Raw genomic sequence first — 24,205 nt, 5'->3', positions numbered from 1 at the left:
CGCGGAGCGCGCGGCGCCCAGCGGCTCCCGCGAGCCCTCCTCCGGGCAGGCGAAGCCGGTGCCCCGCGAACCGGGACACCGCGTCATTCCGACGGAATGCGGAACTCGAATTCGGGACGGTCCCACGGCACGGCGGGCGGGTTCGCGAGCGCGGTCCCGGTCCGCACGGCACCGACGCGGTGGTAGAAGTCCTCGGCGGGAAGGTGCGACACGACCTTGAGGCGGTCGATCCCGGCAGCACGGGCCTCGGACTGCATGTGCGCCACAAGCAGCCGTCCGATACCCCGTCCCTGCACTTCGTCGGCGACGAACAGCAGGTCGAGCTCCGGTGGAGCAAGGACGAGCGAGTAGAACCCGAGGACCCGGCCTCCGTGGCCGTCGGCGCCGACGGCCACAAAGACGCGGTGGGCCTCGATGTAATCAGGACCGACCCGGTAGCCCGCGACGGCGGCCGCGTACTGACCCGCATAGGCGCCTGAGCCACGTACGAGCCGTGTGAGCCGTTTGGCATCCCGTGCGACCGCCCGCCGTATCGTGACCGGCCGGCTGATCGGGGAAGTGCGGGAACTCATGGGGTAAGTATTTCGCACCGGGACTGCCTTCGTGCGGCGGCTGGAGTGTCGACGTCCTCGACCGCTCGCGCGGGCCAGGGCGGAGCGTTCTCGGGATGCCCTTTCGGGGGCGGATTTGCCTCTGAGGCAACTGCTCGTACATGTTCACTCACTTGAAGTGAGGAGCATGTAACGCCGCCTTATTCCGGATGCCTCGGTGCGGTAATCGCTCCTGGCTGAAGTTGTCCTCACAAGCAGCGGCGAGGTGTCAAGACCTCGGCGCCTCGCATGGAGGACTTCATGCCTGAGATGTATTTCCATGTGCGCTGGCCCGATGGCGTGACCCAGCGCTGCTACTCCCCCTCCACGGTGGTCGAGGACTACTTCGTGGCCGGCCGCGCGTACGAGCTCACCGACTTCGTGGAGCGCAGCCGCACGGCGCTCGGTATCGCCGGTGAGCGGGTGAAGGAGAAGTTCGGCTTCTCCTGCACCGGCGCCTCCGACCAGCTCGCGCAGATCGAGCGGACCGCCGCCCTCTACGCGGTCGCCGACGGGGCCAAGGTCACCGTCGAGTCCCTGGTCGACGCAGACGGGAGCACGCGATGAACCCCACGCCAAGGCCGGCCGGAGCCCTCCCCCACAGCCTGACGGGCATAGGAGCCACCCCCATCCCGGTGGCCGTGATCGGCGGCGGACAGGCCGGTCTGTCGGTCAGCTACCACCTGCGTCGACGAGGCATCGACCACATCGTGATCGAGGCGAACCGGGTCGGCCACGAGTGGCGCGAGCGCCGCTGGGACTCCTTCTGCCTGGTGACGCCGAACTGGCAGTGCAGACTGCCGGGCTTCCCCTACCAGGGCGACGATCCGGACGGGTTCATGGTCCGGGACGAGATCATTCGGTATCTCCAGGACTACGTGGCCTTCTTCGGGCCGCCGCTGGTGGAGGGCGTATCCGTGACCGGGCTGCGGCGCGCCGCCGACGGCCTCTTCGAAGTGGTCACCACGGAAGGCGAGTTCACCGCCGAACAGGTGGTGGTGGCCACCGGTCCGTACCACGGCCCGTCCATCCCGCGGCTGGCCGAGCGGCTGCCCTCCCACGTCGAGCAGATCCACTCCTCCCGTTACCGCAACGCGGACCGGCTTCCCGAGGGCGGCGTCCTGGTGGTCGGTACCGGTCAGTCCGGTTGCCAGATCGCCGAAGACCTGCACCTGGCCGGGCGGCAGGTCCACCTGGCCGTCGGCAGCGCGCCCCGCGTCGCCCGCTTCTACCGCGGCCGGGACTGTGTGGCCTGGCTCGACGACATGGGGCACTACGCGAAGAACATCGACGAGTTCGACGACGCCGGTGCCGTCCGGATGCGGGTCAACCACTACGTCACCGGGCGCGACGGCGGCCGCGACATCGATCTGCGGGCGTTCGCCCGGGACGGCATGCGCCTGTACGGGCGGCTGACCGGGATCGACGGTGCGGCGCTGGAGTTCGCGGACGACCTGAAGGTCAACCTGGACCGGGCGGACGCGGTGGCCGAGGGCATCAAGGACGCCATCGACGCCCACATCTCCGCGCACGGGCTCCACGCTCCCGAGGAGGCACGGTACGTACCGGTGTGGGAGCCCGCCGGGCACGTGGCCGAGCTCGATCTGGCCGAGGCGGGGATCACCTCCGTCGTCTGGGCCACGGGCTTCACCCGCGATCACCGGTGGATCGAGGTACCCGTCTTCGACGGCCGCGGCTACCCCATGCACTGGCGCGGCGCGACGAGCACGCCCGGGCTGTATTTCCTGGGTCTGCCCTGGCAGTACTCGTGGGGCTCCGGCCGCTTCGAAGCGGTGGGCCGGGACGCCGAGTTCCTCGCCGGCCACATCGACACCAGCCGCCGCCTCACCGACGTGTGCGGCGCCCTCACCGGAGTGCCGGCCGCCGTCGCCTCCGCCGTTCCCCTGGGCTGACAGGAACCACAGTCATGGTCTACGACGCACACCGCCACATCGGCGTCCTGCCCGCCTACCCGTTCTACGGCGGACCTCCCGTCAACCCGGACACCACCGCCCGCGCGACCGTCAAGCAGCTCGTCGCCGACCTCGATGCCGAGGGCACCGAACGCGCCCTGGTCATCCCCAACTACGGCGTCCCCGACCCCGCCATCGCCTTCTCCTTCAACGAGCTGGCGATCGAGGCGGCCCAGAGCGACGACCGCATCCGGGCCGGCCTGTGGGTGTCCCCGCGCCCCGAGGACACCGAACGCACCGAGCAGGCCCTCGCCCTGGCGGGAGAGGACGGCGTACGAGCCCTGAAGCTCAGCTTCCTGCTCGGCGGCCGCCCCACGGACCCGGCCTGCCGCCCGCAACTGGACCGAATTTTCAGGACGGCACAGGAGCACGGCCTGGTCGTCCATGTCCACACCTCCCCGGGCGCCGCGTCCGACATCGACGAGGTCGGCCACCTCGTCGACTGGTACGCCGACCAAGTCCCCGTCCACCTCGTGCACTTCGGTGGCGGGATGAGCGGTCACATCAAGCTCGTCGGCTCGCGCTTCTTCGACTGGATCGAGTCCGGCAAGCGCGTCTACACCGACCTCTCCTGGGCCATCGGCTTCACACCGCGCTGGCTGGCCCAGGAGATCGAGCGCCGCGGTATCGGCCACGACCGGGTGCTCTTCGCCAGCGACCAGCCGTGGGGCGACTTCACGGGCGAGTACGCCCGCCTCGCCGAAGCGACCGGCGGCGGCGAACTCGGCGACCTCGTCTTCAGGGACACCTTCGCCGCGCTCTACGACTGACCGGCCCCACCCCATTTCCGTACCAACCAGGTACCGAGCACGTACCGAGCTAGGAGACAGCCATGTCCGAAACCGCCTCCGCCGCAGAACTCACCGACGTCGAGCAGAAGTCCCTGAACGAGATCCCGCACCCCTCCCTGCCCGAGGGTTCCAGCATCTACGGCTCCACCAAGGTCTTCCCCGACTACCAGGCCGAGAACGGCGAGAGCTACTTCACCCTGGTCCACGGCATCGCGCACGAGTCGTCCGTGTCCTTCGTGGCCGTCCTGCAGGCCACGCGCGCGCTGCGCAAGGGCTTCGAGGCCGGCATCTACTTCTACGGCCCCGGCTCCCTCAACTGCCTTGCCACCCGCGGCTTCCCGACCGTCGGCAACTCCGCCTTCCCCGGCGAGCACAACATCAACAACCAGCTCAAGACGTTCATCGCCGAGGGCGGCAAGGTCTACTGCTGCCGCTTCGGACTGTCCCTGCACGGCGCCCGCGAGGAGGACCTCATCGAGGGCGTCATCCCCACCCACCCCCTCGACGTCCAGGACGCGCTGATCCACTACGCGCGCAAGGGCGCCATCATCAACTCCACCTACCAGCTGTAAGGGGCACGCCGTGAGCGTTGGCACCGAGCCGACAGTGACAGGGCGTACGGCGGTGGACGTGCGGATCATGACCCGCACCGAACTCGCCCTGCGCGGGATCCGTCAGGACGTCGAGGTCGAACGGCCGGACGGCGCGGGCCCCAGCGACGACGGACACGTCCTCGTCGACGGTGCCAACGCCGCGCTTCCCCGCAACCCCGACAGTCCCTACACGGTCCGCGACGGCAGGGTCTGGCTCGGCGACGAGACCGGAGCCCTCACCGACACCGGGCTCTCCCTCACCCCCGTACGGCGGCCCAGGTTCTACGACCTGACAACGGCCGACGGCACCCGGTACGAGCAGATCGCCCGGCTGCACGGCTCCGACGTCCTGGCCACCACCGTCGTCCAGACGTGCATCCGCTACGCCGAGGCCGATCGCTGCCGCTTCTGCACCATCGAGGAGTCCCTGCGCTCGGGCGCCACCGTCGCCGCCAAGACCCCGGCGCAACTGGCCGAAGTCGCCGAGGCGGCGGTCCGGCTGGACGGCGTGCGGCAGATGGTGATGACCACGGGCACGACCACCGGCCCGGACCGGGGTGCCCGCAATCTCGTCCGTTCGGTGCGCGCCGTCCTCGAAGCGGTTCCCGGACTGCCCGTTCAGGTCCAGTGCGAGCCGCCCGGGGACCTCACGTGGATCCGTGAACTGCACGACGCCGGTGCCACCGCCATCGGCATCCATGTCGAGTCCCTCGACGACGAGGTGCGGCGGCGCTGGATGCCCGGCAAGTCGACCGTCCCGATGGCCGAGTACGAGGCAGCGTGGGACGAGGCGGTGCGGGTCTTCGGGCCGAACCGGGTCTCCACCTACCTGCTCGTCGGTCTCGGCGAGGATCCGGATGAGCTCATCGCGGGAGCAGGGAGGTTGATCGGCAGGGGGGTCTACCCGTTCGTCGTTCCGTTCCGGCCGATGCGTGGCACGCTCGCCGCCCGCGACGGGGTCGGGGCCCCGAGCGCGGAACTGCTGCGGTACGTCACCGAAGGCGTCGCCGCGGAACTGCGCGCGGCCGGGATGAGCGGCGCCGACCAGAAGGCCGGCTGCGCGGCCTGCGGGGCGTGCAGCGTGCTCGGGACGGCAGGCGGGTGACGGTGTATCTCGACGGGTCCACCGCACCGCCGGCGGCCGAGCGTCCGGTCGACGTCCTGGCGCTGCTCGGAGACCGCAGCACCCTGGCGCGACAGCCCTCCGTCCGCATCGAACAGGCTTGCTTCGCAAGCGAGTTGGCCGACTATCGGCGCCTGCGCCGAGATGCCTTCGTCCACGACCAGGGGCTCTTCACCGGCCATGACCTGGACGACCGGGACACCGACCCCCGCACCCTCGTCCTGGTCGCCAGGGACGAGGACGGCACCGTGGTGGGCGGCGTACGCCTCGGGCCGGTGGACGACGGTCCCGACATCGGCTGGTGGCAGGGCGGACGCCTCGTCGTGGCCCGCCGGGCCCGCGGCCCGCACGGCATCGGCGCGGCACTGGTCCGGGCGGCCTGCGCCCGCGCGGAGGCCGAAGGAGTCCTGCGTTTCGACGCGACGGTCCAGGCCCGCAAGGAAGTCCTCTTCAAGCGGCTCGGCTGGTGCTCCGTACGCGAGATCGAGGTCGCGGGCGCGCCGCACACGCTGATGCGCTGGCCGATCGGCCGGATCGCGGCACAGGCGGCGGCCGCCAAGTCCGCGCTCGGGCCGCTCCTCGCGGCCCTCCACGGACCGGCGACCCACGCCCGCGGTCAGGTCCCGGCCGGCGGGGCCCCGCGCGCAGACGCGCGGGCCGTCCTCGGCGGGCCCGGGTTCGTCGGCGACGACGGCGCCCCCGTCCCGGGCACCGATGTGATCGCCGCGTGCGACGCGATCGTGCCGTCCATGGTCGAACGGGACCCGGGCTGGGCGGGCTGGTGCTCGGTCCTCGTCAACATCAACGACCTCGCCGCGATGGGCGCTTCGCCGATCGGCCTGCTCGACGCCGTGGCCGCCAAGGACGCCGCGCACGCCGCGCGGGTCCTCGACGGGCTCGGCCGGGCGGCGCAGGCGTACGGTGTGCCGGTCCTGGGCGGGCACACGCAACTCGGTGTACCCGCGGCGCTGTCCGTCACCGCGCTGGGCCGGACGGACCACCCGGTGCCGGGTGGCGGCGGACGGCCCGGACACGCGGTGCGGCTCACCGCCGACCTCGGCGGCGGCTGGCGCACCGGCTACCGGGGCCGCCAGTGGGACTCGACCACCCACCGCCGCACGGACGAACTGCGCGCCATGACCGGCGCGGTGGCGGCCGCCCGGCCCGCCGCCGCGAAGGACGTGTCCATGGCGGGCATCGCCGGCACTCTCGGCATGCTCGCGGAGGCGAGCGGCTGCCGCGCCGTCCTCGACGTGGCCTCCGTACCGCGCCCGGGGTCCGTGCCCATGGGTGACTGGCTCACCTGCTTCCCCGGCTTCGCGATGCTGACGGCCGACGAGCCGGGCGGCGCACCGCTGCCCGCCGGGCCCGCCACGGGGGCCGTGTGCGGGGAGCTGGCAGAAGGACAAGGCGTGGGGCTGCGCTGGCCCGACGGAGAGATCACAGACGCGGTCACCTCCACGGTGACCGGGATGGGGACCGCATGAGCACCCTTCGCATGGCGGCCGCCGCCGCCGAGTTCGGCCGCGACCTCGAAGAGGACTTCGCCATCGCCGAGCGGCTGATCAAGGAGGCCCGGGCCGACGGCGTACGCCTGCTCGCCCTGCCCGAAGCCTCTCTCGGCGGCTATCTGCTCAGCCTCGACGACGACACCGCGCTGGACGAGGGCCCGCCCGCGCTCGCTCTCGACGGCCCCGAGATCCGCCGGCTGGCCGCGCTGGCGGGCGAGATGACCGTCGTCGCCGGTTACTGCGAGGCCGGCACGGACGGACGGCGCTACAACAGCGTCGTGTGCGTGGACGGTGACGGCGTTCTCGGCAACCACCGAAAGGTGCACCAGCCGCTCGCCGAGGACGCCAGCTACGCCTCCGGCGACCGCTTCCACGCCTTCGACACGCCCGTCGGCCGGATCGGCATGATGATCTGCTACGACAAGGCGTTCCCGGAGTCGGCGCGCGCCCTCGCGCTGGACGGTGCCGAGATCGGCGTCGTCGTCTCGGCCTGGCCGGGCGCGCGGACCAACGCCACCACCGATCTCGCGGGCGACCGCTGGAAGCGGCGCTTCGACCTGTTCGACCGGGCCCGCGCGCTGGAGAACCAGATCGTGTGGGTCTCCGCCAACCAGGCGGGCACGTTCGGGTCGCTGCGCTTCGTCGGCAGCGCCAAGGTCGTCGACCCCGGCGGTGACGTACTGGCGGACACCGGTGTCGGCGCGGGCCTGGCGGTCGCCGAACTCGACGTCGCCCAGGCCCTGGAGACCGCCCGCCGCGCCATGGGTCACCTGCGCGACCGGCGCCCGGAAACCTACACATACGCGGGAGCGGTCAGCGCATGAGCACGATCCGGATCGCGGCCGCCGCCGCCCACTTCGGCCGGGACCTGGAGTTCGACCTGGCCCGCATCGCCAAACTCATCGACGACGCCCGCAGGTCGGGCGCCGGGCTGCTCGTGCTCCCCGACGCCGCCCTGGGCGGCTATCTCGCCGATCTGCGCCACCCCGACCCGGAGGCGCTTCCCCCGGCCCTCAAGCCCGACGACCCGCTGATCCTCCACGTCGCCCGCCTGGCCGCCGAGATGGTGATCTGCGTCGGCTACTGCGAGGACGGCGGCGACGAACACTACAACGCGGCCGTCTGCGTCAGCGGCGACGGAATCCTCGGCCGCCACCGCAAGGTCCACCTCCCCGCCGGGGAAACCGCCGCCTACACACCCGGCGACCGTTTCGACGCCTTCGACACCCCCGTCGGCCGCCTCGGCATGCTCATCGACTACGACAAGACCTTCCCCGAGTCCGCCCGCTCCCTCGTCCTGGACGGCGCCGAGATCCTCGCGTGCCTCTCGGCCTGGCCCACCAGCATCACCAACCGCGCCCCGCGCATGGCCCAGGACCGCCAGGCCAAGCTGTTCGACCTGTACGACCAGGCACGCGCCGCCGAGAACCAGGTCGTCCTCGCCTCCTCCAACCAGACCGGCGCCATGGGCGGCATGCGCTTCCTCGGACAGTCCAAGGTCGTCGGCCCCGGCGGCGACATCCTCGCCCGCACCTGGGCCAAGGCCGGCCTCGCCGTCGCGGAAGTGGACGTGTCCGAGGAGATCGACCGCGCGCGCCGCGTCCTGCGCCACCTCGACGAGCGCCGCCCGGCGGCCTACCGGGAGAACCCCTCGTGAAGATCGCCCTGCTGAGCTACTCCACCAAGCCCCGTGGTGGCGTCGTCCACACCCTCGCCCTCGCCGAGGCGCTCGCCGCCGCCGGGCAGGACGTCACGGTCTGGTCGCTGGGTCGGGGCGGCGACGGCGGCTTCTTCCGCGCGGTCGACCCGGGTGTGCGCGTACGGATCGTGCCCTTCCCCGACGGACCGGCGGCGGAGACCGTCGGGGAACGCATCCTGCGCTCCATCGCCACCCTCCGCGACGCCTTCGATCCCGCCCCGTACGACGTCGTCCACGCACAGGACTGCATCAGCGCCAACGCGGCCGGCCGCTGCGTCCGCACCGTCCACCACCTCGACCACTTCACCACGCCCGAGCTGGCCTCCTGCCACGAGCGGGCCATCGTCGAGCCGTACGCCCACATCTGCGTCTCACGCTCGGTCGCCGGTGAACTCGCGCAGGGCTGGGGCCTGAAGGCGGAGGTCATACCCAACGGCGTGGCGTACGACCGCTTCGCCGTCACCGACCCGGCGGCCCGCACTGCCTGGCGGACCCGCCTCGGCCGGTACGTCCTCACCGTCGGCGGCATCGAACCCCGCAAGGGTTCCCTTGACCTCCTGGAGGCGTACGCGCTCCTGCGTGCCGACCACCCGGACGTGCAGCTGGTGGTCGCGGGTGGCGAGACCCTCTTCGACTACCGGGACTACCGCGCCCGCTGGGAGGACCGCGCGGCCGAACTCGCCGTCGAGCCGGTCGTCCTGGGCCAGGTCCCCGAGGAGGATCTCCCGCCGCTCGTCGCCGCCGCGGACGCCTTCGCGTTCCCGTCCGTCAAGGAAGGGTTCGGCCTGGCCGCGATGGAGGCCCTCGCCGCCGGGGTCCCCCTGGTCGTCCGCGACCTGCCCGTCCTGCGCGAGGTCTTCGGCCCTGCGGCCCGCTTCGCCGCCACGCCCCGGGACCTGGCCGACGAACTCGGCGCGGCGCTCGCGAACGGCGACCCCGTACGCCGCGCAAGGGGCCGGGAGCTGGCCGCCGGCCACACCTGGGACGCCGCGGCCCGGCGCCACCTGGACTTCTACCGCACGCTGGCCCTCTCCGCGGACAGTGGCGCCTTCGGCGTCGGCCGCTCCAGGACTCGGTGGAAGGACGGGTTGGCCCTTGAAGTGGTCTCCCACTCCTCGGAGAGCGGGTCGGCGTGGTGGAAGCCGGGCGGGTCCGGTCAGTCGCCGGTCGTCCTGCCGATCAGCGAACCGTAGGCCAGTTGCAGCGCGTCCGCCCCGGCGAGGGCGGCGAGGGCGCCCATGGCGGTGCGGGTCGCGCGCGGCCACAGCAGCTGGCCGGCCGTGAGGGTGGAGGCCACCCAGACGCTCATGCAGAACGGGCAGGTCGCCAGTTCGCCGGCGGTGTGCCGGCCGCCCTCGGGCTGGGCCTCCTCATGCAGTTCGGCGGGGCCCTGCGGGGCGACGTACCGGGTGAAGGGGGCGCGCAGCGGGCTGGTGACCGAGCCCTTGGTCAGCAGGCGGCTGAGCCGGAACGTGGCGATCGCGGTCAGGGCCACGTCCCACGGCTCGGGACGGTCCGGCAGCGGCCGGCCGCGCAGCCGTACGGCGGTGGCCCAGGCCGCCGTGTAGCCGGCGAACCCGGCCATGGCCGCGAGGTAGCCGCCCAGCGGGCGGTCGTGCCCCGCCGCGTACTCGGTGCGGGTACGCCGCAGCATTCCGTGCAGACGTCCTGTCAGGCGACTGTCAGCTGCCGTGTCCATGGGCTCCCTCTCCATGCCTCGTTCGTGGGGTCCTGGGGAGTTGTCTCCCCCGCCGTGCGGCGACGGGTCGGAGTCGTGCCCGTGCGCCTCAGTCCCGGCCCGTGTCGTCGGTGACGTCTCCGGCGTCGGTCGTGTTCGCGCGCTCGGACGGGTCGAGCGTGCCGTCGCGGTCCGGGGTGAGCCCGGGGCTGCCGCCGGGCCGACCACCCCCGGTGCTGCCGTGTCCGCCGGGGACGTCGGGCGTGAGGTCGGCGTCGGCCTCCTCCCGCGAGATGCGGCGGGTGGCGCGGACGTTCACGCGGCGCTCCGGGTACGGGTACGGGTGGCCGAACGGCTGGGACCGCGCGCGTTCCTCCTCCTCCGCGAGGGCCTTCCGTGCGGCCCGGCCGGAGTCGTCGTTCTCGTGGTTCCGCGTCATGGCCGTTCCCTGTCCATGGGCCGGCGGGTCACTTCTCCTCGAAGTCCTCGGGGCTCACGCCCGCCTCTTCGAGGGCTTCCCTGACCGTGCGTCCGGTGGCCCCGGCACCCGGGGTGCCGGTTCCCGAGGCGTTCTTCTTCGTGAGGACCTCGTCGGTCGTGTCGGTCTTCGGACGGTTCTCTTCGGGAGTGGTCATCACGACCCCTTGTCGCATCGCGTCGGGCCGGCACGTCCTGCGGCTGCCTGGTCGGCGGGCAGCCCGGACGGGCGGCGGGACAGACCGACTAACCTCAGCGATGCCTGCTAAACACCTGCTCCCACCGGGACCGGGCGGTTTCGTTCCGCCCCGCGACGGCACGCTGCCGCCATGAGGACGGAGCACCCGGACCCGCCGACGGCCCGTGGTCGCACGGGGTGTCCGTCGGTCACTGCCCACCCCGGAGAGGGAGACCGCCGTGGCCGGTCTCAGCCCGATCGGCTCCTCCTCGGCCACGGCTCACCGCCCCCGGCGGGCAGCCTTGGCCGTGTGTCACCCGATGGATGCGTTCCGCAGCATGCGCAGGACCGCTCGTTCGGCCGGGCCGTGGGTGGCGGGAGTGCCGGGGGTGGCCTCGTCGCCCAGGTCGGGCAGGGCGGCGGCGACCGTGACGCCCTCCTCGTAGAGCTCGATCACCCGAGGGTTGATGTAGGAGGCGCGGCAGACCGCCGGTGTGTTGCCGAGGTAGCCGGCGACCTCGCGCGCGGCGCGGGCGATGGCGCGGCGCCGGGCGGGCTCGCTGCGGGCGACGGGTTGGGAGACGGCCAGGGCGACGGCGGCCATGACGGTGGCGTGCCAGGTACGGAAGTCCTTGGCACTGATCTCGCACCCCGCGAGTTCCTTGAGGTAGGTGTTGACGTCGTCGCCGGTCACGGGGTGCCAGGAGCCCCGTTCCCAGTAGGCCAGGAGCCGGTCGTCGCCGCCCCGGCGCCGCAGCATCGCGGTGAGGGAGCGGCAGGCGGCGGGGTCCACGACCGTCCGGACGATCTCCTTGCCGTGTTTGCCCGTGTAGCTGAACAGCACCGCGCCCGTCTGGCAGCGGGAGTGCTCGCGCAGCAGCGTGGTGAGGCCGTAGCTTTTGTTCGCCTCGGTGTAGCGGTCGCTGCCCACGCGGAAGAAGCCGAGGTCGAGCAGGCGTACGGCCGTGGCCAGGACCCGCTGCCGGGTCAGTCCCCGGTCGCCCAGGTGTCCCTCGACGGCCTCGCGCACGGCGGGCAGGGCCTCGGCGACGTCGAGCACGTGCTCGTGCTTGGCCTGCTCCTGTTCGGCACGGAACCGCTGGTGGTACAGGTACTGGCGGCGGCCGGCCTCGTCCGTGCCGACGGCCTGCAGATGCCCGTTGGCCTTGGTGCAGATCCACACGTCGCGCCAGGCGGGCGGGACGACCAGGGCCCGGATCCGCTTGAGCTCCGCGCGGTCGCGCAGCGGCGCCCCCCGGGTGTCCAGGTAGCGGAAGCCTCGTCCGTGGCGCAGGCGGCGGTACCCGGGGTCGGTGGGACGGCTGTGGAAGAGACGCATCCCCACCTCCGGAACGGGTCCGCCGCGTCGCAGGGCGGGCGGAAGGCAGCTGTGTGGTGTCGGGGTACCCCTCCGCGCCCCGCGCACGCCCGGCGTGCCCGCTCCAGGAGTGTGCGCTCGGTCCTCGGCCGCGGTGGCGGAGCCGGGCGGGCCGGCGGACTTGGACTCGGGTGAGCCGTGCTGCCGCGGACGGATGGCGCGGACGGCCGGGGAGGCGACGGCCGGCAGTTCGGACCGCCGACGAGACACGGGCTCCCCGAGGACCGCGAGCGGCGCGGGCGGCCCATGCCTTCGGGGACGGTGATTGTCCGTGCGCCGGCGAGGGCACCCGGGCGCCGTGACGGAACGGCCACGGATCCTGCTGACGGGATGGTTCTCCTTCCTGCACGGGGAGGCGACCGCCGGGGACGTGCTGGCCCTGGAGCGGGTGCAGGAGGCGCTGCGGGGCGCGGGGCTCGATCACGAGATCGCCTGGAGCCCCGGCTTCCGCCCGGGGGGGCCGTCCCTGGCCGAGGTCCGCCCCGAGGACTACTCGCATCTGGTGTTCGTGTGCGGTCCCCTGCACGGCCCGCAGCTGGAGGAACTGCACGGGCGCTTCGCGCACTGTGTGCGGATCGCCGTGGGCACGTCCGTCGTCGACGCCGCGAGCCCGGCCGTCACCGGGTTCCACCGGGTGGTGGCGCGGGACGCTCCCCGTACGGAACCGAGGCCGGACCTGTCGGCGGGCGCACCCGCCCTTCCCGCCCGGCCGGTCGTCGGGGTCGTCCTCACCCGCGGACAGCGGGAGTACGGGGCACGCCGGCGGCATGCGCGGGTCGCCGAGGAGGTGACCCGGTGGCTGGTCGGCCGGGACTGCGCGCGTCTGGAGCTGGAGACCCGGCTGGACGTGCACGACTGGCGGCTGTGCGCGACACCCGCCCAGCTGGAGGCGGTGCTCTCACGGCTCGACCTGGTGGTGACCGACCGGCTGCACGGCATGGTGCTCGCGCTGCGGGCAGGGGTTCCGGCACTCGCCGTCGACCCGGTGAAGGGCGGCGCCAAGGTGACCGCGCAGGCCCGTGCCTGCGGCTGGCCCGCACTGGTGTCCGCGGAACACCTCGACGCGTCCGTGCTGGACCACTGGTGGACGTGGTGCACGACCTCCGGCCGCGGGATCGCCCGGGAGATCGCGGAGGGGTTCCGCGGGGGGACGGGCCGGGACGGGGCGCGGGAGTTGCTGAGGGTGCTGGGGGCGGGCGCCGGGCAGTGAGGCGGGGCCCGCCCGCCCGGCAGATCGCCCCGGGGCTTCCTCCGGGTGCCGGCCGGGACGGTGCGCGGGAGTTGCCGGGGGTGGGTGGGCGCCGGGCAGTGAGGTGCGGCTCAGCCCACGTACCGGCGGGCCGTCGAGTGGCGTTGGGAGGTCTCCAGGAGCCGTAGCCGGGACTCCACGTCCGGTGGGAGGACCCGTCGTTCGCGCAGGACCCAGGGCAGCGCGGCCGCCGCCTCCGTGAAGGCGCGCAGGGACGCCCTGTCCCGGGGGACCGTGCGGGCCAGGTGCAGGGTGCGGCTCAGGGCGCGCCCCGCCGGGCGGCGGAGCCACGTGAACCACAGCGTGTTGCGGATGCCGTGGGCGCGGCGGAGGGTGGGGTCCCGGACGACCGACGCGTGGTGATGGATCGTCAGGTGGTCGGCGTAGATCAGCCACCAGCCGTCGGTGGCGAGGTCGGCGGCGAGCAGTTCCTCCTCGCCGCCGAGCCACAGCCGGGGGTGGAATCCGCCGGCGGCCCGGAAGGCGTCGGCGCGCAGCACGGTCGCGGCGGCGAGGAAGGAGCCGAGGGCCGGTCCGGGCAGCCACGCGGGCCCGGTCAGGGGCGAGCCGCGCAGCTCGGCGACGATCGGGTCCTCCGTGCCGTCGGGTTCGACGACGATGCGGGCGGTGACGGTGCCGAGCCCGGCGTGCCGGTCGAGCAGGTCGGCGGCCCCGGTCAGGGAGCCGGGCGCCCACCAGGAGTCGTCGTCGCAGAAGGCCACGTACGGCGTGCGCACATGCCGCATGGCGAGGTTGCGGCCGACGGCGCCCAGGTTGCGGCCGGGGCGCAGCAGGAGCGCTTCGGGGTGGTACCGGGTGACGGCGTCGGCGGTGCCGTCGGTGGAGCCGTTGTCGGTGACGATCACCCGGGGCCGCTCGGGCAGCTCCGCCAGCCGGTCGAGGGTGCGCAGCAGTTCCGGGCGGCGGTCGCGGGTGATGACGACGACGGTCGTGCGGGGGTCGGTCATACCGGTGCTCCGATGGCGTCGGCCGCGGTGTCCAGGGTGCGGGCGGCCCGTTCGACGGGCGGGGGCAGCGGCCTGCGCGCGCGCAGTGCGGCGGGCAGGCGGGCGAGGGCGCCGCGCAGGGCCTGGCGGGCGTGGTCGTCGTGGCGGGCCTCACCGGCCAGGTCGCGGGTGAGGGCGAGCGCGTACGGCAGCGGGCGGCGCAGCCACGCGGTGAGCAGGGCGTTGCGCAGGAGGGTGACCGAGCGGCCGGTGCGGGGCGACGGCGCCGGGTGGTGGTGGGCGACGACGTCGGCGCAGTGGGTGACGCCCCAGCCGCGGGCGGCGAGATCGTAGGCGAGCAGGGTCTCCTCGCCGCCGAAGAACAGCACGGGATGGAAGCCGCCGGCGTCCAGGTAGGCGCTGCGGCGGACGACGCTGGCGCAGGCGAGGAAGCCGAGGACCTGGGTGCCGGGGAGGTCGGTCGCCGGGCCGAGCGGTGACCCGGCCAGCACGTCGTTCAGCGGATCGGGTTCCGCCGCCGGTCCGACCAGCGTCCGTGCGGAGAGCAGGCCGAGCCGTGGGTGCGCGTCGAACAGTCCGGTGGCCCGGCTCAGTGCGCCCGGCGCCCACCACGAGTCGTCGTCGCTGAACGCCACGTACGGCGTGTCCAGGGCGCGGACGCCGGTCGTACGGGCGAGGGCTCCGCGGTTGGCCGGCAGCCGCACCACGCGGACCTGCGGGAAGTCGCGGGCGAGCAGGCCGGGGGTGCCGTCGGTGGAGGTGTTGTCCACGACGACGACGGGTGGCCGCTCGGGCAGGCGCAGGAGGTGCCGGAGGGTGAGGGTCAGCGAGGGCGCGCGGTTGCGGGTGGCGATGACGACGCCGACGGCCCCGGGGGTCACCGGCCGGCGGCTTTCGGATCGCGTGCGGAGCGGACCGCCGGGCGGGCGCGGCCGCGGAGCGGGCTGTGACGGGACGACCACCGCATAGGTCCTCCTCACGGATCACCGTTCCCCGGCCGAGTGCCCGGCGGGCGACGGTGGACACGCGAAGGGGCGAGCCGAAGGAGGCGGTGCGCGGTGGCCGTCACGTCCCGCGGACGACGGCGACCGGGCAGTGGGCGTGATGGATCATGGCCTGGCTGACCGAGCCGAGCAGGAGTCCGCTGAAGCCGCCGCGCCCCCGCGCGCCGACCACCAGGAGCCGCGCGGAGCGGCTCGCCTCGATCAGGGTCTCCCGTGTCGGGCCCCGCACCGCCTTCGTGGCGACCGACACGTCGGGGAAGCGCTCCCGGTGCCCGGCGAACGCCTCGGATACCAGCCGCTCCTCGTCCTGCGCCAGTACGCCGGGCGCGGCGGCGTACGGCGCCTCCCGCGGGTCGGGGAGCGGTGCGTTCCACGTGGTCCAGGCGTGCAGCCCGACGAGCGGCGCACCGCGCAGGCCGGCCTCGGTGAAGGCGAAGTCCGTCGCCGCCTCGGCGGCGGGCGAGCCGTCGACGCCGAGGACGACCGGGCCGTCGGTCCGGGGCCGCTCGCGGACGACCATGACCGGGCACCGGCCGTGGGCCGCGAGGTGCACGGCCGTCGAGCCCACCAGCAGGCCCCTGAAGCCGCCCATCCCCCGGGACCCTACGACCACCAGCTCCGCGGTCCGCGACTCGGCCTGCAGGGTCGCCAGCGGCTCCCCGCTGACGACGGCGTCGCCGACGTCGAGCCCCGGGGCGGCCGTCCGCGCCCGTCCGACCGCCTCCGCCACCAGCCGGTCCACCTCCTGGCGCAGCCCGCCGTCCTGCGGACCCAGCGGGGAGGGGCCCAGCGGCACGTGCATGGCCGGCCAGACGAACGCGTGGACGACGCGCAGCGCGGCCCCGCGCAGACGTGCCTCCGTCGCGGCTGCCTCCACGGCGGCCAGACTCGACGCCGACCCGTCCACGCCCACGACCACCTGACCGCTCACGATGACTCCCTCGCCGTCGTCGCCCCGCTCCGTCAAGTCTTCACCGGGCGGGCCGCCCCCGGCATCCGGTGCCCGTGTCCATGGGCGAGCGGGCCGGCGCGTTGCGCCATGGGGCCGATCGGCCTCACCCCGAGGACGTCCAGCGCCTGCCGTCCCCCCGCCGTCCGGCCGAGGCTGAAGGGGTACCGCACACCGGCCGGCGCCGCCCACGGGTGATCCGGGAACGCGTGGCCGGAAGGGAGAGCAGGGAAAAAATGGTCCGTCACGTGTACGCGTTCACCGAGGGCAGCCGGGACATGGCCGCCCTGCTCGGCGGGAAGGGCGCCAACCTCGCCGAGATGACCCGGATGGGGCTGCCGGTGCCGCCAGGGTTCACCGTCACCACCGAGGCCTGCCGTGCCTTCCTCGCCACCGGGGCCGAGCCGGACGGTCTGTCCCGCGAGATCTCCGACCACCTGACCGCGCTGGAGGAGGCCGCCGGGCGGCGCCTCGGGCAGCCCGACGACCCACTGCTGCTGTCCGTCCGCTCGGGGGCGCGGTTCTCCATGCCCGGCATGATGGAGACGATCCTCGACGTCGGCCTCAACGACGCGTCCGTCGAGGGCCTCGCCAAGTCCTCCGGGAACGAGCGCTTCGCCTGGGACTCCTACCGCCGACTCGTGCAGATGTTCGGCAGCACGGTCATGGGGGTCGACGGCGCCCTGTTCGAGGACGCCATGACCCGCCTCAAGCAGGCCCGGGGCGCGGCGGACGACCTCGGCCTGGACGCGGGCGACCTCGCCGAGCTGGTCGAGGCCTACAAGGAGCTGATCCACCGGCACACCGGCGACCAGTTTCCGCAGCTCCCGGCGGAACAGCTGCGCCGGGCGGTCCTCGCCGTCTTCTCGTCGTGGAACGTCGAGCGCGCCCGCCTCTACCGGCGCCGCGAGCACATCCCGGACGACCTGGGCACCGCGGTCACCGTGCAGACGATGGTCTTCGGCAATCTGGGCTCCGACTCGGGCAGCGGCGTCGCCTTCACCCGCGACCCGGCCACCGGCCGGCCCGGCCTGTACGGCGACTACCTGCCGAACGCGCAGGGCGAGGACGTCGTCGCCGGCATCCGCAACACCGTCCCGCTGGCCGACCTGGAGCGCCTCGACCCGACGTCGTACGCCCGACTGCGGGAGCACATGCGGGCGTTGGAGGAGCACTACCGGGATCTGTGCGACATCGAGTTCACCATCGAGCGCGGCCGGCTGTGGATGCTGCAGACACGGGTCGGCAAGCGCACCGCCGAGGCCGCGTTCACCATCGCCGCCGAGCTCGTCGACGAGGGGCTCATCACCGAGGACGAGGCGCTGCGGCGCGTCGGCGGCGAGGGGCTGGCCCGGCTGATGTTCCCCCGGTTCGACACCTCGGGGGTCGGCGAGGTGCTGGCACGGGGCATCCCTGCCTCGCCGGGGGCCGCGGTCGGAGCCGCCGTGTTCGACTCCGCCGAGGCGGTCCGCCGTGCCGCCGCCGGGGAGAAGGTCGTCCTGGTGAGGCAGGAGACGACGCCCGACGATCTGCCCGGGATGGTGGCCGCGCAGGCCGTGCTCACCAGCCGGGGCGGCAAGACCAGCCACGCCGCCGTGGTCGCCCGGGGCATGGGCAAGGTGTGCGTGTGCGGGGCGGAGGAGATCGACGTCGACCCGCGCGGCCGCCGTTTCACCGTGGGCGGCACGGTCGTCGAGGAGGGCACGGTCCTGTCCGTGGACGGCTCGGCGGGATCGGTGTACGCCGGTGCCGCGCCGCTGGTCGACTCCGCCGTCATGCGCTACTTCGAGACCGGGGACCGGTCGGGGCCCTCGGCGGAGCTGGTCGACGCCGTGGCCCGCGTCATGGAACAGGCCGACGGGGCACGCCGGCTGGGCGTGCGCGCCAACGCCGACACCCCCGAGGACGCGGCGCGCGCCCGCCGTTTCGGCGCCGAGGGCATCGGGCTGTGCCGCACCGAGCACATGTTCCTCGGCGACCGGCGGCCTTTGGTGGAGGCGATGATCCTGGCCCGTACGGACGCCGAACGCGCGCGTGCCCTCGCGGAGCTGCTGCCGCTGCAACGCAAGGACTTCACCGGCATTCTGGAGGCGATGGACGGCCTGCCCGTCACGATCCGGCTGCTCGATCCGCCGCTGCACGAGTTCCTGCCCGACCGCACCGAACTCGCCGTCCGCCTCGCCGCCGCGCAGGCCCGGGGCGTCTCACCCAGCGCCCACGACACCGAACTGCTGGACGCCGTCAACCGGATGCACGAGGAGAACCCGATGCTCGGCCTGCGCGGGGTGCGGCTCGGGCTGGTCGCGCCGGGACTCGTGGCCGTGCAGGTGCGGGCCGTCGCCGAGGCGGTCGCCGACCGCAGGCGGGCCGGTGGTGATCCGCGCGCGGAGATCATGGTGCCGCTGATCGACACCGTCGAGGAACTGCGGCTCGTGGGCGAGGAGGTGCGGCAGGTCCTCGCCGAGGTGTCCGAGGAGTCCGGGCTCGTCGTGGACTGCCCCGTCGGCACGATGATCGAGCTGCCCCGCGCCGCGCTGACGGCGGGCCGGATCGCCGGGGAGGCGCAGTTCTTCTCCTTCGGCACGAACGATCTCACCCAGACCACCTGGGGGTTCTCGCGGGACGACGTCGAGGCGGCCTTCTTCTCGGCCTACCTGGACAAGGGCGTCTTCAAGGTCTCCCCGTTCGAGACGATCGACCGCGAAGGGGTGGGCCGGCTGGTCGAGATCGCGGTCGCCGAGGGCCGCGCCGCCCGGCCCGGCCTGAAGATCGGGGTCTGCGGCGAGCACGGCGGGGACCCGGAGTCGGTGCACTTCTTCCACGCGGCCGGCCTCGACTACGTCTCCTGCTCCCCGTTCCGTGTGCCCGTCGCCCGGCTGGAGGCGGGACGGGCGGCCCTGACGGGGACGGACGGCGGTGAGAGCCGGTGACGGGAGGCGGGTGGCGCGGGCCGAACGGCCCCGGGCGCGAAGGGAGTCGGCATGACGACCCGCACGGTCGGTGAGGTGATGACCGCACGACATCCGCCGCGAGGTGACCGGCGACATCCTGCCGCGCGCGCCGCCCTCGCCGGGGACTCAGCGCGTGACCGTGCCGGTCCGGGACGGTGTGGTCACGCTGACGGGACGGCTCGAAGAACGTGACGCCGTCTTCCTCGCCGTCCAGTTGGCGTGGCGCGCTGACAGCGTGCTCGGTGTGGTCGGTGTGGTGAACGACCTGACGGCGGATTCCGGGACCGGCGTCAGTCCTGGGCGCTGCCGAGTCCCGTGAGGGCGCCGACCGGGTCCAGGTCGGGGGTGCCCCTGGGCCACCAGTCGTCCCGGCCCGGCTCGGACTCGTACGGGTACCAGAGCCCGTCCCGGCCCAGGCGCACCTGGACATGACCGCGCGGGTGGGTGAGGCGGTTGCGCCAGGGCCGGAAGGCCGGGAGGTCGGCGGCCAGGAGCAGCGGGCGGGCCCGGTCGAAGCGCCCCGCCGGAGGATCCCAGGGCTCCTCGAGGACGGCGAGGCCCTCCAGGCCGCCCTGCCGCCAGGCGGCGACGGCCCGGGCGAGGTCGGCCGTCGTACGGCCGGCGGCCGACGCGAGGGAGGCGTACAGGGCACGGCTGCCGGCGGTGAGGCCGGAACCGGGGCGCGCGGCGGCGAGCCGGACCGCGTCCTGCCAGAGCGTCAGACCGCCGACCGGGTCCCGGCCGGTCCCCAGGAGGGCGTGCGCCCGGGCCGCCGCGTCGGTGGCCAGCTGGTCCAGCGCGAACGGGTCCGGGCCGCCCGGCGCCGCCGGATAGACCGGGGGCTGCTCGGGGTGCGGCGGCGCCGGCAGGGGGGGCGGCAGCGGCGGGAGCCGGCGCTCGGCGGCCAGCGCCTCGGCGGCGCGTACGCCCGCCAGGGGCGCCGGCTGCCGTTCCTGCGCGGCACGGGCCGCTCGCGCCGCGTTGCGCCGGGACAGCGCGTCGAGCAGTTCCCGCTCGCCGCGGCCGCGCAGCAGGAACAGGACGAACGGGTCGGCGTCCAGCAGCCGTGCCGTCTGGTAGCAGAGGGCCGCCGCGTGCTTGCAGGGATGCCCCCGGTCGGGACAGCTGCACCGGGGGTCGAGGTCGCCCGGGCCGGGCAGCAGCGGCACGTCGCCCTCGGCGAGGGACTGCGGCATCTCCTTGTCCAGCAGCGCGGCGATGTGCCCCGGGTGTTCCGTCACGGCGTCCAGGAACCGCGCCCACTCGGCGTCGCCCAGCGTCCGCAGCCGCACCTGCACGCGGTACGGCCGGGGCCGGCTGCCGCGCACGTACGCCAGCACCAGTCCCGGTGTCACCGTGATGGCGTCGACGTGTCCTTCCTGCGCGTAACCACGGCCACGGGCGACGCGCTTGACGTCCAGGGCGCCCTCCTCCAGGGCGGTCACCCAGGCGTTGCCCCACCAGGTCTCGGCGAACCCGGCGTCGTCCGACGGCCGCGGGGCGAAGGCCGGGTAGGTACGCCGCAGTTCGCCGTCCCGGCCGGGAGCGGCCATGGAACGGGGCACCTGGGGGGTGGCCGCGGGAGCGGGGCCCGGCGCAGGGGGGTCCTGGCCCGGCGCGGGGGTCCCGGACGGCTCCACCGGCGTCGCGTCGCCGACAGCCCGGATCGTCTCGTCGGTGCGGTCCGCCGAGGCCGGGGCGGACCCGGGGTCGTGGGGGTCGTCGGCGTCATGGGCGTCGTCGGCGTCTTCCCAGGACGGCATCCGGAAGGCGCCGGCCACCAGGCGCCTCACGTCGCCCGCACGCCGGGCGGCGGTGTCCCGGGCCTCGCCCCCGGCCACCCGCTCCCCCGCCGGGCCGTGGGAGGCGGCGCGCCGGGGCCGGTGTGCGGCCCGCTCCTCGCGCTCGGCCTCCGCCGCGGCCCGCTGCCTGTCCTCCCGGGCGGCGCGCAGCGCCTCCCGGGCCCCCTCGGCCGCGCGCCGCGCGGGGCTGGGATCGGCACCCTCACCGGAGTCGGCTGGAGCCTCCGTACGCGTGTCCGGCGCCGGTGACGCCGCACGCCTCAGCGCCGCGCGGGCGGCGTCACCGGGACGTGCCTCCGCAGACGGGCGCCCCTCGGAGGCCGGTGTGCCGTCCCCGTCGGCGTCCCGCTCCGCCTCGCGCCTCTCCCGGGCGGCCCGCAACGCCTGCCGGGCGGCGTCGGCCGGGCTCTGCGCCCGCTCGCCCTCCCCCGTCATGAGTCCCTCCTCAGGGACACCAGGTCGGTCAGCTCACGGTCGGTCAGTTCCGTGAGGGCCGATTCGCCGGTGCCGAGGATCGCGTCGGCCAGGGCCCGCTTGGAGGCCAGCATGTCCGCGATGCGGTCCTCGACGGTGCCCTCGGTGATGAGCCGGTGGACCTGGACGGGCTGGGTCTGGCCGATGCGGTAGGCCCGGTCGGTGGCCTGCTCCTCGACGGCCGGATTCCACCAGCGGTCGAAGTGGACGACATGGCCCGCGCGGGTCAGGTTCAGCCCGGTGCCCGCCGCCTTCAGGGAGAGCACGAGGACCGGGGTGGCACCGCTCTGGAACCGGTCCACCATGCGTTCCCGGTCCGGGATCGGGGTGCCGCCGTGGAGCATCTCCACCGGGACCGCCCGGGCGGCGAGGTGGGAGGTGATCAGGCGGCCCATCCCGACGTACTGCGTGAAGACGAGCGCCGAGCCGTCCTCGGCGAGCACGGTGTCGAGGAGTTCGTCCAGGAGGGTCAGCTTGCCGGAGCGGACGGCGAGGCGCTCGGCGGCGGACGAGTCCTCCTTCAGGTACAGGGCGGGGTGGTCGCAGATCTGCTTCAGGGACGTCAGCAGCTTCAGCACCAGGCCCCGGCGGGCCATGCCCTCGGCCGTCTCGATGGCGATCAGCGACTCGCGGACCACCGCCTCGTAGAGCGCGGCCTGTTCGCGGGTGAGCGGCACCGGATGGTCCGTCTCCGTCTTGGGCGGCAGCTCCGGGACGATCCCGGGGTCGGACTTCCTGCGGCGCAGGAGGAACGGCCGGACCAGGCGGGCCAGCCGCTCGACCGCCTCGTCGTCCTCGCCGTTCTCCACGGCCCGCGCGTGGCGGGCGCGGAAGGACTTCAGGGGGCCGAGCAGGCCCGGGGTCGTCCAGTCGAGGAGGGCCCACAGCTCGGAGAGGTTGTTCTCGACGGGGGTGCCGGTCAGGGCCACGCGTGCCGGGGTCGGGATGGTACGCAGGGCCTTCGCCGTCGCCGAGTAGGGGTTCTTGACGTGCTGGGCCTCGTCGGCGACGACCATGCCCCAGGTGGCCGCCGCGAGCGTGGGCGCGGCCGAGCGCATGGTGCCGTACGTGGTGAGGACGAAACCGCCGTCGAGGCCGTCCAGGGTGCGGTCGGGGCCGTGGAAGCGGCGGACGGGGACGCCGGGCGCGAACCGGGTGATCTCCCGCTGCCAGTTGCCGAGCAGGGAGGCCGGGCACACGACCAGGGTGGGGGCCGGGCGGGCGCGCCGGAGGTGCAGGGCGATGACGGTGATCGTCTTGCCGAGTCCCATGTCGTCGGCGAGGCAGCCGCCGAGCCCGAGCGAGGTCATGAGGTCCAGCCAGGCCAGGCCCCGCAGTTGGTAGTCGCGCAGGGTCGCCCGCAGCCCCGCCGGGGGCTCGGCGGGGCGGACGCCGGCGGTGAGCCGGTCACGCAGGGCGGCGAGCGCGCCGACCGGCACCGCCTCGACGGTCTCGCCGTCGACCTCGGCGCTGCCGGTGAGCGCGACGGACAGCGCGTCGACGGGGTCCAGCAGGCCGAGTTCGCGTTTGCGGGCCTTGCGGACCAGGGCCGGGTCGACCAGCACCCACTGGTCCCGGAGCCGGACGACGGGGCGGTGGGCCTCGGCGAGCGCGTCCATCTCGGCCTCGGTCAGCGGGTCGCCGCCGATGGCCAGCTGCCAGCGGAACTGGAGCAGTTCCTCGCTCTCGACGAAGCCGGTGCCGTCGGTGGCCGAGCCGGGGGCGGGCCGGACGACCGCGGCGGCGCTGAGGTCCTGTGCCAGGTCCCGGGGCCAGTGGACCGCGACGCCCGCGGCGGCGAGCCGGGTCGCCGCGACGCCGAGCAGGTCGCCCAGCTCCTCGTCGGACAGGGCGAGGACGTCGGGCACGTCCTGCTCGGAGAGGCGGTCGAGCGGCGGCCACACCCGGGCGGCGCGCCGGACCGCGAGCGCGGCGTCCACCCGCGCGCGGGGCCCGAAGGCGGTGTCCGCCTCGCCGGACCACAGGGCGGCGGCGTCGGCCACGAGGGTGGGGTCGGCGAGGCTGTGCACCTGGACGATGGCGGCGCCCGCGTTGCGCGAGCCGCCCGCGTCCTCGTCGAAGAGGGTGTGGGCGGACAGGTCCAGGCGGAGCGAGACCCGTACGCCGGCGTCCATGCCGGCGGCGACCTCGGCCGCCCACGCGTGGGCGGTGGGCAGCGGCTGGGCCTCGCGCGCGGCGAAGGGGCGGCCGGCGGCGTAGGGGGCGGCGGGGGTGCGGGGCAGGCTGTCGGCGACGGCGTCCAGGAAGGACCGCAGGAGCGCCTCGGGCTCGGGCAGCCGCAGCGGGCCCGGGCCGGGCAGCGGGACGGCGTGGCCCTCGGGGGGCAGGGCGGCGGCGATCGCCCGCAGGTGGGCGATGTCGTCGGGGTCGAGGGGGCCGGCCCGCCAGGCGTCGTGGCCGGTGGGGGTCAGACCGGGCAGGAGGCGGCCGCGCGCGGTGAGCCGCAGGGCGTGCAGGGCGGCGGCGCCCCAGCAGGCGGTGGCGGGGTGGGCGGCCGGGTCGTGCCGGGCGCGCACGAGCAGCGGCAGGGCCTCGGTGAGGGGCAGGGTCAGCGAGGCGGTGGTGCGGCGGCGGACCGTCGAGCCGTGCGGCCGTACGACGGTGAGCTCGCCGTCCTGGGCGGGCAGCGGGTCGCCGTCCGGGTCCCAGAAGGCGATCCGGCCCTCGCGCGGGAGCGGTGCGGGCAGGAAGACGGCGGCGAGCCGCGGGGGGACGGTCTCGTCCGTGCTCGCGGTCGTCGCGGGTGCGCTGCTCATACGTCTCGTCACCTCCCTCCCCGACGTCGGACCGACTGTC

Annotated in this window: 22 protein-coding genes; 12 read left to right on the top strand and 10 right to left on the bottom strand. The window is 74.4% G+C overall.

Going from position 1 to position 24,205, the window contains the following annotated elements:
• Nucleotides 1-83: 83 nt before the first annotated feature.
• Nucleotides 84-572, bottom strand: a complete 489-nt coding sequence (locus ACFRAC_RS06760) for a GNAT family N-acetyltransferase (protein ID WP_382921790.1) — start codon at nucleotides 570-572, stop codon at nucleotides 84-86.
• Between the two features lie 279 nt (nucleotides 573-851).
• Here ACFRAC_RS06760 and ACFRAC_RS06755 point away from each other — a divergent pair, with 279 nt between their 5' ends.
• From ACFRAC_RS06755 to ACFRAC_RS06715, 9 genes are all read left to right on the top strand, one after another.
• On the top strand, nucleotides 852-1,157 hold the full coding sequence (locus tag ACFRAC_RS06755) for an MSMEG_0570 family nitrogen starvation response protein (protein ID WP_382921787.1): 306 nt from the start codon (nucleotides 852-854) through the stop codon (nucleotides 1,155-1,157).
• Nucleotides 1,154-2,503 carry an MSMEG_0569 family flavin-dependent oxidoreductase gene (locus ACFRAC_RS06750; protein ID WP_382921784.1) on the top strand — a complete coding sequence of 450 codons (1,350 nt, stop codon included), beginning with the start codon at nucleotides 1,154-1,156 and terminating at the stop codon, nucleotides 2,501-2,503. The genes ACFRAC_RS06755 and ACFRAC_RS06750 overlap by 4 nt, the downstream gene beginning before the upstream one ends.
• Nucleotides 2,504-2,517: 14 nt before the next feature.
• A complete protein-coding gene (locus ACFRAC_RS06745) occupies nucleotides 2,518-3,333 on the top strand; it encodes an amidohydrolase family protein (protein WP_382921781.1) in 816 nt (271 codons plus the stop codon).
• Between the two features lie 62 nt (nucleotides 3,334-3,395).
• Complete coding sequence (locus tag ACFRAC_RS06740) at nucleotides 3,396-3,926, top strand: MSMEG_0572/Sll0783 family nitrogen starvation response protein (protein ID WP_382921778.1); 531 nt, start codon at nucleotides 3,396-3,398, stop codon at nucleotides 3,924-3,926.
• A gap of 10 nt (nucleotides 3,927-3,936) precedes the next feature.
• A complete protein-coding gene (locus ACFRAC_RS06735) occupies nucleotides 3,937-5,052 on the top strand; it encodes an MSMEG_0568 family radical SAM protein (RefSeq protein WP_382921775.1) in 1,116 nt (371 codons plus the stop codon).
• Nucleotides 5,022-6,557, top strand: a complete 1,536-nt coding sequence (locus tag ACFRAC_RS06730) for an MSMEG_0567/sll0787 family protein (RefSeq protein ID WP_382921772.1) — start codon at nucleotides 5,022-5,024, stop codon at nucleotides 6,555-6,557. Before ACFRAC_RS06735 ends, ACFRAC_RS06730 begins: the two co-directional genes overlap by 31 nt.
• A complete protein-coding gene (locus tag ACFRAC_RS06725; RefSeq protein ID WP_382921769.1) occupies nucleotides 6,554-7,405 on the top strand; it encodes a carbon-nitrogen hydrolase family protein in 852 nt (283 codons plus the stop codon). Before ACFRAC_RS06730 ends, ACFRAC_RS06725 begins: the two co-directional genes overlap by 4 nt.
• Nucleotides 7,402-8,238: a carbon-nitrogen hydrolase family protein gene (locus ACFRAC_RS06720; protein ID WP_382921766.1), complete on the top strand. Its 837-nt coding sequence runs from the start codon at nucleotides 7,402-7,404 to the stop codon at nucleotides 8,236-8,238. The genes ACFRAC_RS06725 and ACFRAC_RS06720 overlap by 4 nt, the downstream gene beginning before the upstream one ends.
• A complete protein-coding gene (locus ACFRAC_RS06715; protein ID WP_382921764.1) occupies nucleotides 8,235-9,473 on the top strand; it encodes an MSMEG_0565 family glycosyltransferase in 1,239 nt (412 codons plus the stop codon). Before ACFRAC_RS06720 ends, ACFRAC_RS06715 begins: the two co-directional genes overlap by 4 nt.
• On the opposite strand, the gene ACFRAC_RS06710 is transcribed toward ACFRAC_RS06715, so the two are convergent.
• The 4 genes from ACFRAC_RS06710 to ACFRAC_RS06695 all read right to left on the bottom strand — a co-directional run bounded on the left by ACFRAC_RS06710 (nucleotide 9,437) and on the right by ACFRAC_RS06695 (nucleotide 11,952).
• Nucleotides 9,437-9,979: a DUF1360 domain-containing protein gene (locus ACFRAC_RS06710; RefSeq protein ID WP_382921761.1), complete on the bottom strand. Its 543-nt coding sequence runs from the start codon at nucleotides 9,977-9,979 to the stop codon at nucleotides 9,437-9,439. The genes ACFRAC_RS06715 and ACFRAC_RS06710 overlap by 37 nt on opposite strands.
• An 88-nt stretch (nucleotides 9,980-10,067) precedes the next feature.
• On the bottom strand, nucleotides 10,068-10,397 hold the full coding sequence (locus ACFRAC_RS06705; protein ID WP_382921759.1) for a hypothetical protein: 330 nt from the start codon (nucleotides 10,395-10,397) through the stop codon (nucleotides 10,068-10,070).
• Between the two features lie 28 nt (nucleotides 10,398-10,425).
• Entirely contained in the window at nucleotides 10,426-10,593 is a 168-nt protein-coding gene (locus ACFRAC_RS06700; protein WP_382921756.1) for a hypothetical protein, read from the bottom strand.
• Between the two features lie 333 nt (nucleotides 10,594-10,926).
• Nucleotides 10,927-11,952 carry a DNA topoisomerase IB gene (locus tag ACFRAC_RS06695; protein WP_382921753.1) on the bottom strand — a complete coding sequence of 342 codons (1,026 nt, stop codon included), beginning with the start codon at nucleotides 11,950-11,952 and terminating at the stop codon, nucleotides 10,927-10,929.
• 337 nt (nucleotides 11,953-12,289) lie between these two features.
• Between ACFRAC_RS06695 and ACFRAC_RS06690 the strand changes: the two genes are divergently transcribed.
• A complete protein-coding gene (locus ACFRAC_RS06690) occupies nucleotides 12,290-13,201 on the top strand; it encodes a polysaccharide pyruvyl transferase family protein (RefSeq protein WP_382921750.1) in 912 nt (303 codons plus the stop codon).
• A gap of 110 nt (nucleotides 13,202-13,311) precedes the next feature.
• On the opposite strand, the gene ACFRAC_RS06685 is transcribed toward ACFRAC_RS06690, so the two are convergent.
• From ACFRAC_RS06685 to ACFRAC_RS06675, 3 genes are all read right to left on the bottom strand, one after another.
• Nucleotides 13,312-14,208 carry a glycosyltransferase family 2 protein gene (locus ACFRAC_RS06685; protein ID WP_382921747.1) on the bottom strand — a complete coding sequence of 299 codons (897 nt, stop codon included), beginning with the start codon at nucleotides 14,206-14,208 and terminating at the stop codon, nucleotides 13,312-13,314.
• Nucleotides 14,205-15,089 carry a glycosyltransferase family 2 protein gene (locus tag ACFRAC_RS06680; protein ID WP_382921744.1) on the bottom strand — a complete coding sequence of 295 codons (885 nt, stop codon included), beginning with the start codon at nucleotides 15,087-15,089 and terminating at the stop codon, nucleotides 14,205-14,207. The genes ACFRAC_RS06685 and ACFRAC_RS06680 overlap by 4 nt, the downstream gene beginning before the upstream one ends.
• Nucleotides 15,090-15,273: 184 nt before the next feature.
• Nucleotides 15,274-16,143, bottom strand: coding sequence for a universal stress protein (locus ACFRAC_RS06675; RefSeq protein WP_382921741.1), 870 nt, complete (start codon nucleotides 16,141-16,143; stop codon nucleotides 15,274-15,276).
• A gap of 254 nt (nucleotides 16,144-16,397) precedes the next feature.
• Between ACFRAC_RS06675 and ppdK the strand changes: the two genes are divergently transcribed.
• Both ppdK and ACFRAC_RS06665 read left to right on the top strand, forming a co-directional pair.
• Nucleotides 16,398-19,091 (top strand): pyruvate, phosphate dikinase, encoded by a 2,694-nt coding sequence (gene ppdK, locus ACFRAC_RS06670; protein WP_382921738.1) that lies wholly within the window; start codon nucleotides 16,398-16,400, stop codon nucleotides 19,089-19,091.
• Between the two features lie 103 nt (nucleotides 19,092-19,194).
• Nucleotides 19,195-19,431 carry a BON domain-containing protein gene (locus ACFRAC_RS06665; protein WP_382921735.1) on the top strand — a complete coding sequence of 79 codons (237 nt, stop codon included), beginning with the start codon at nucleotides 19,195-19,197 and terminating at the stop codon, nucleotides 19,429-19,431.
• On the opposite strand, the gene ACFRAC_RS06660 is transcribed toward ACFRAC_RS06665, so the two are convergent.
• Both ACFRAC_RS06660 and ACFRAC_RS06655 read right to left on the bottom strand, forming a co-directional pair.
• On the bottom strand, nucleotides 19,403-21,349 hold the full coding sequence (locus tag ACFRAC_RS06660; protein WP_382921732.1) for an SWIM zinc finger family protein: 1,947 nt from the start codon (nucleotides 21,347-21,349) through the stop codon (nucleotides 19,403-19,405). The two genes, ACFRAC_RS06665 and ACFRAC_RS06660, sit on opposite strands and share 29 nt — an antisense overlap.
• Nucleotides 21,346-24,165 (bottom strand): SNF2-related protein, encoded by a 2,820-nt coding sequence (locus tag ACFRAC_RS06655; protein ID WP_382921729.1) that lies wholly within the window; start codon nucleotides 24,163-24,165, stop codon nucleotides 21,346-21,348. The genes ACFRAC_RS06660 and ACFRAC_RS06655 overlap by 4 nt, the downstream gene beginning before the upstream one ends.
• Nucleotides 24,166-24,205 lie beyond the last annotated feature (40 nt).

It is taken from the genome of Streptomyces sp. NPDC056628 (assembly GCF_042792555.1).
GTDB lineage: Bacteria > Actinomycetota > Actinomycetes > Streptomycetales > Streptomycetaceae > Streptomyces.
The sequence above is the reverse complement of the archived record's forward strand: the minus strand, read 5'-3'. Positions and strand labels throughout refer to the sequence as shown.